6 protein-coding genes and 1 tRNA gene are annotated in these 6,434 nt (G+C 40.3%); 2 read left to right on the top strand and 5 right to left on the bottom strand.

Annotation, left to right across the window (positions count from 1 at the left end):
• Positions 1-401: 401 nt before the first annotated feature.
• The gene (radC, locus tag G3O08_RS08340; protein WP_163284804.1) at positions 402-1,100 is read right to left on the bottom strand and encodes a RadC family protein; all 699 of its coding nucleotides are present in this window, start codon (positions 1,098-1,100) and stop codon (positions 402-404) included.
• Positions 1,101-1,191: 91 nt separating this feature from the next.
• Entirely contained in the window at positions 1,192-1,443 is a 252-nt protein-coding gene (rpsT, locus tag G3O08_RS08335) for a 30S ribosomal protein S20 (protein WP_163284802.1), read from the bottom strand.
• 149 nt (positions 1,444-1,592) lie between these two features.
• On the opposite strand from rpsT, the gene G3O08_RS08330 reads away from it, so the two are divergent.
• On the top strand, positions 1,593-2,201 hold the full coding sequence (locus G3O08_RS08330; RefSeq protein ID WP_163284800.1) for a 2,3-bisphosphoglycerate-dependent phosphoglycerate mutase: 609 nt from the start codon (positions 1,593-1,595) through the stop codon (positions 2,199-2,201).
• Between the two features lie 462 nt (positions 2,202-2,663).
• Here G3O08_RS08330 and G3O08_RS08325 read toward each other — a convergent pair.
• The 3 genes from G3O08_RS08325 to proS form a co-directional block, all read right to left on the bottom strand.
• Positions 2,664-2,735 (bottom strand) — tRNA-Glu (locus tag G3O08_RS08325).
• 79 nt (positions 2,736-2,814) lie between these two features.
• Positions 2,815-3,510, bottom strand: coding sequence for a hypothetical protein (locus tag G3O08_RS08320; RefSeq protein WP_163284798.1), 696 nt, complete (start codon positions 3,508-3,510; stop codon positions 2,815-2,817).
• A gap of 2 nt (positions 3,511-3,512) precedes the next feature.
• Entirely contained in the window at positions 3,513-4,988 is a 1,476-nt protein-coding gene (proS, locus tag G3O08_RS08315; protein WP_163284796.1) for a proline--tRNA ligase, read from the bottom strand.
• A gap of 126 nt (positions 4,989-5,114) precedes the next feature.
• Here proS and G3O08_RS20885 point away from each other — a divergent pair, with 126 nt between their 5' ends.
• Entirely contained in the window at positions 5,115-6,425 is a 1,311-nt protein-coding gene (locus G3O08_RS20885) for a hypothetical protein (RefSeq protein ID WP_204336816.1), read from the top strand.
• The last annotated feature ends 9 nt before the right edge of the window (positions 6,426-6,434 follow it).

Genomic DNA, 6,434 nt, shown 5'->3' with positions numbered 1-6,434 from the left:
TGATCATTTTGCCTTGATTTGTTGTTACACCTCAAGTGTCCGTGTCTTTTCTATATCAATCAAGTACATTCTGACTTTTACATCAACAGCCCATTGTAAATAGCCCGCTTAGGTACACGCTAATTCCCTAAAGGGGAATGCCCTACCACCCAATATTATTTCGATAATTAATCCGTTTAATAAAGTTATATTTAGGCGAAAAGCGGCTTTAAATCGACAAAAGTTCGTTCCCTGACTAATGTGTGCGTTGGACTCCCTTTAGGGCTGGGGTGAATGAGAACATTGATAAACAAGGAGTTAATTCAAGGACAGAATATTTATAATTAGAACTAATCAACTCTAAAAATCCATTGACCTGTTAAGATGTGTATAAAGATTAGATCGGCAGAGAAATCAAAAGCCTAAATTAGGCCTTCATCGGCAAAACTATAAAATCCAGAGTCAGTATAAATCAAATGATCTAAAATCGGGATTTCAAGTAATTTAGAACTTGCAACAAGCTTTTTGGTGAGCACTTTGTCTTGCTCGCTGGGATGTAACGTACCACTGGGATGATTGTGGCAAAGAATAATAGCAGAAGCAAGTTTCTCAATGGCCGGTTTAAAAACCAAACGTTGATCTACAACCGTTCCAGAAATTCCGCCTCGGCTTATACATATCTTATCCTTTACTTTGTGAGATCGACTGAGCAGCAGTATCCAGAATTCTTCATGGTCTATATCGCCAAGCTTTGCGCTCATAATTTCATACGCATCTTTACTACTTGTAATACGCTGTAATTCATGCCCCGCCTCTTCGCGCCTTCTTCGCCCCAGCTCCAAAGCGGCGAGAATGCTTATAGCCTTGGCTTCGCCAATACCCTTAAACTTCTTTAAATCATCTATTTGAACCCTCCCAAGTTGGTTGAGCTTATTGTCATAAGAACGCAATATTTCTTTGGAGAGATCAACAGCCGTGATATCGCGCGTACCCGAACCAATTAAAATAGCGATTAGCTCTGCATCAGACAGCGCTTGCCTGCCCTTGAGCAGCATTTTCTCGCGAGGGCGATCATCTTCGGCCCACGATTTTATTCCGGATATCTCTTGAATAGGTTTCATAAAAAATCGAACCACCAAGATACAAAAAAACCCGTCTCCCAAGAATCATCGTGGAAGACGGGTAAAAAAAAAATGATGTGATTCGTTTCGCTTATAGCGAATTCACATGCTTAGTAAGCTGAGATTTAAGATTTCCCGCTTTATTGCTGTGAATAATATTCTTTTTAGCCAATTTATCTACCATCGACGATACGTCAATCAATAGCACCTCGGCTTCTTTCTTGTCTGTTAATTCACGTAATCTTTTTATAGCGTTACGAGTAGTTTTATGTTGGAAACGGTTTCTAACACGAGATACTTCCGTTGAACGGATACGTTTCAGGGCTGATTTATGATTTGCCATTCTATATTAATTAATTCGCTCTTCTCAAAAATTTGGAGTGCAAATATACTAACTTTTTATCTAAGACCAAGGAATGTGAAAAATTTATATATCCGGTGCTAATTCCTAATTAAAATAAGATGTTTAGCTTTGGGCAAATATAAAATATTATGTCAAAACTTGTGATAGTTCGCCACGGCCAAAGCGAATGGAATAAGGCCAATATATTTACCGGATGGGTAGATGTAGATCTTACCGAAGAAGGTGTAGCAGAAGCAAAACGCGCAGGAGAGCTGCTCAAAGAATATAATTTTGATGAGGCGTTTTCATCTACTCTGAAACGCGCAAATAGAACGCTTGATATTATTCTCAAAGAGATTGATCAAACCAATATACCTGTGACCCATAGTGAGAAATTGAACGAGCGGATGTACGGTGACCTTCAGGGGAAAAACAAAGACCAAGCCCGCGAGGAATTTGGTGAAGAACAGGTTCACATCTGGCGTAGGAGCTTTGATGTACCCCCTCCCGGCGGTGAAAGTTTAAAAGATACCCTCGAAAGAGTAACCCCTTATTTCGAAAGCGTAATAGAACCCGAACTTCGAAAAGGTAAAGACATTCTTATTACTGCCCACGGCAATAGCCTGCGCTCCTTGATAATGAAGCTTGAGAATATAGCTCCCGAAAATATTGTTAGCGTTGAAATACCAACCGGAGTGCCAAAAGTTTATGAACTCGATGAAAATTTGAAGGTTCTTTCTTCAAAATTTTTGAAGTAGAACGGACTTATTATCCTCAATCGATATTATTGAACGCGGTGAATTTCACCGCGTTTTTTTTATGGAATTTGAAAAGTTGAACCTTAAAAATTCTTTCGTGCATTCGTGAAATCATTCGTGCATTCGTGGCAAAAAAAAAAATAGAGCTGACAAATAAAAGATAATCAGAACTGAGAATTTCTGGCGGGAAGCCAGTTAAAAAGAAGCCTCGCGGGACGCGAGCCTGGGCGATCGCGATTTACTCCATAAAAAAAGAGACTATCCTTTCGAATAATCTCTTTAATAGTAGCCCGTAGGAGTAGCCCGTAGGAGAATTTTCACAAGTGTTTATTTTCAAAGGTGTTCAAGAGAGCGCTACGCTTAGTTCGAACTCGAGAGTTCGATCCTCCTACTACATCGTTAAAGCAAGAATTTACTCCATAAAAAAAGAGACCATCCTTTCGAATAATCTCTTTCTTTTAGTAGCCCGTAGGAGAATCGAACTCCTGTTACCAGGATGAAAACCTGAGGTCCTAACCACTAGACGAACGGGCCGTTTATCGAACTTGTTTTTCAATAACGGGTGCAAATATAGTACCTTTTTCTATATAGCAAATACCTGAGTGAAAAAAAATTATGACTGGATTACATTTGGGTCTGAACTGAACTGAAAACCAAGTCGTTTCCCCGTTTTTAGGCTTACAACATCTTTTAAAACCCTGGCATCGCGTACCGTAATCTCATCAATATCACGGTAATTTGGACTGTATAAATCAAATTCTAAACTGCCTTTAATTACCTCATAGACAATCTTGCGTAAGCATTTCTTTGATAATTTCGAATTTACAAAATCGTTAAACAAGTACCTCAGCTCGCTCTTGCCCTCAACGAAAAAATGGTTTTCGTAATTTAAGAACAACCTTGCAACCATATAGCCAATGTCACCCTCTCTGTTAAACCTAAAACTGTCTGCAAGAAAATTATACACCTGAATTGTGCCACAGTACCCTCTTCTTTCGTCTTCCTGGAGATAGCCTGATTTCCAGTAATAGCTATCCTTTGCAAATTTGAAAACATTGGTATGCATGTGAAACAACAAAGTATCGCCTGCTATTGTGAGTTGGCAATAAAATTTACCAAGATCTTTATAACTTACCTCAAGCCTTGTATCGGCTTCTGCAATGTCTTTACGCAACTCTTCCGCTATCTCCGCAAGCTCTGATTTTAAATCGGCAAAGCGCTTAATAGTTAGCTCAAAGATATCGCGCTTTAATATCGATTTTGATTTAATCAGATCCAGCACTTCACTATAAATCCCATTTTTCTCCATAATCAATACGCTTTTGCAAAAAGTACGCGCTGCTCAGAAGGGTTTCCGGTAAGAATACATTTTCCTGATTCCTTTTTGTTTTCTAAAGGAATACAGCGAATCGTAGCTTTTGTCTTTTGTTTAATCTGCTCTTCCGTTTCAGAAGTTCCATCCCAGTGAGCTGAAACAAAACCACCTTTGTTTGCGATAATATCGGTAAATTCTTCCCAGGTATCGGCGTTATGCATATTCGAATCTCTGTAAGCGCGCGCTTTAGCTAGCATATCGCTTTGTATAGTTTCCAAAAGGCCTTCTACTGTGTCGGCTACATTTTCAAAACTAACATTTGTTTTTTCAAGCGTATCACGACGAGCAAGTTCTATGGTATTGTTTTCCAAATCGCGCGGACCCATTGCCAATCTTATCGGAACACCTTTCATTTCATACTCGGCAAATTTCCAACCCGGCTTGCGGTTATCATCATCATCAAAAACAACAGAAATTTTTCGCTTCTTAAGTTCAGCCACAAGTGGTTTAAGCTTATCTTGTAATTGCTCAAGTTGCTCCATACTTCGGTAAATAGGAACAATAGCTACCTGTATTGGCGCAAGTTTTGGAGGTAAAACCAATCCGTTATCATCGCTATGCGTCATAATCAATCCACCGATCAACCTGGTAGAAACACCCCAGCTGGTAGCCCAAACATATTCTTCCTTTCCTTCCTTATTTACATATTTAACATCAAAAGCCTTGGCAAAATTCTGTCCAAGAAAATGGGAAGTGCCGGCCTGAAGTGCTTTTCCATCTTGCATCAATGCTTCAATACAATAGGTATCCAAAGCACCTGCAAATCTTTCACTTTCTGTTTTTACACCTTTTATTACCGGCATCGCCATCCACTCTTCGGCAAAAGTTGCATATACATCAAGCATTTGTTCTGCTTCACTTATGGCTTCTTGCTTAGTAGCATGAGCAGTATGTCCTTCTTGCCATAAAAATTCTGCAGTTCGCAAAAAGAGACGGGTTCGCATTTCCCAGCGCACCACATTTGCCCATTGGTTTACAAGAATGGGTAAATCGCGGTAACTTTGAATCCATCCTTTATAAGTATTCCAAATGATAGTTTCTGAAGTGGGTCGCACAATGAGTTCCTCTTCCAGTTTGGCCGTTTCATCTACTACTACCTCACCCGTTTCGGGATCAGTTTTAAGTCTATAGTGCGTCACTACAGCACATTCCTTGGCAAAGCCTTCCACGTGGCTGGCTTCTTTACTGAAATATGATTTTGGAATAAAAATCGGAAAGTATGCATTTACATGACCTGTTTCTTTAAACATATCATCGAGGCTGCGCTGCATTTTTTCCCAGATCGCAAAGCCGTGCGGTTTGATTACCATACAGCCACGAACTTCTGAATGCTCGGCCAAATCTGCCTTTCCAACTAATTCGTTATACCAATTAGAATAATTATCTTCACGTGTCGTTAATTTCTTGCTCATCTTTTGAGTTTGGAATAATATTTGTTACTTTAAGGGTGCGAATTCAAGTTCGCAGCAAACTTCAATAAGGCTGCCGAAATTAATCTTTTTAACTTTAGCACAACCTTATTTTAAAAGGAGAAAGACATGAAAAATTTAAATCTTTACTTAATCCTGGCCTTTGCCACATTGTTGTCGGCATGCTCAAGCAACAAAGATCTGGCAACGCTAGGTGAATACGATGACATTTACTACACGGGCCAGCCTGCTTTAACAGCGAGTCTGAATTCTAATCCATCTGCAGAAAGCAATATGGATGGCGCTACGAGTGCTGAACGCAGCTATTACGAAAATGTGCCTTACGATGAAACAGAAGGAAGTTCTGATGAAGTTATTCAAAATGATGAGTCTGATTATTACGACGAAGATTATGCAAATAGGATTGATAATTTTCACGGGTCAAATCAGGGCGATTATTTATACTCTAACCCAGCCAACAATAATATCTCACCAAATATCAGTATGAACATGATGTACGGAATGGGATCTTTTGGTTCAGGTTTTGGCATGGGTCTCGGCTACGGCACTCCTGGTTTTGGTTTTGGAGGCTCTCCCTATTTCAGTCCTTTTTATATGAGACCATGGTATGCAAATCAGTGGTACAACCCATATCGTTTTAACGGCTTTGGTCCGGGCTTTTATGATCCTTTCTTTCCCACATACGGTTTTGGATATGGCTTAGGCTATGGTTATGGCGGTTATGGCGGTTACTACGGTGGTGGTGGATATTATGGCAATTACCCTCCTTATTACGGTGGAGGCGATTACCAGGGAAGTAACGGAATAACTAGTGCCCCACGTCAAAACGCAACTTCTGTAAGGCCATCAAGAGGTGGTACTATAAACCAAAACTCTGGAACCGACGGTAGAAAAAATGTAAGCGACGGCACTAAAAGCAATACAGATGAAAAAGCGCGAAGTGTTGATAACACGCGTCGATCGGAAGTAGCAGGTCGTACTGAAAATGTAGAATTGAGAAGAACTGAAGTGCAGAATTCTGAATCTAATTCACGTGAAAATTATACCCGTGATAATACAAGAGAATATACCAGACCGGGTACATCAAGAAGTGACTTTACACGCAGCGAGCAGCAAACCCGCGAAACGCGTCCGGTAGCATCTCCAACTTATGCACCTGACAGAACCGAAAACAGAAATGTAGTTTCACCTGCTCAGAGATCACGTTCTGTGGCACCTTCTAACGATCGTCAACGATCTACAGTAGCTCCTCAGTCACGTCCGGCCAGAACATCTCCTTCTAACAATAGAGGAAATACCAGATCTTCAAGCCCATCTTTTAATACACCATCCAGAGATTCATCACCATCGCGCAGTGTTTCTCCTTCGCGAAGTAATAATTCGGGAAGCAGCTCACCATCAAGAGGTAGTAGAAGATAGACCAAAATA

Source organism: Cryomorpha ignava (genome assembly GCF_010686655.1).
Classification (GTDB): domain Bacteria; phylum Bacteroidota; class Bacteroidia; order Flavobacteriales_D; family Cryomorphaceae; genus Cryomorpha; species Cryomorpha ignava.
Note: the sequence above shows the minus strand (reverse complement) of the source record. Positions and strands in the feature narration are given on the sequence as shown.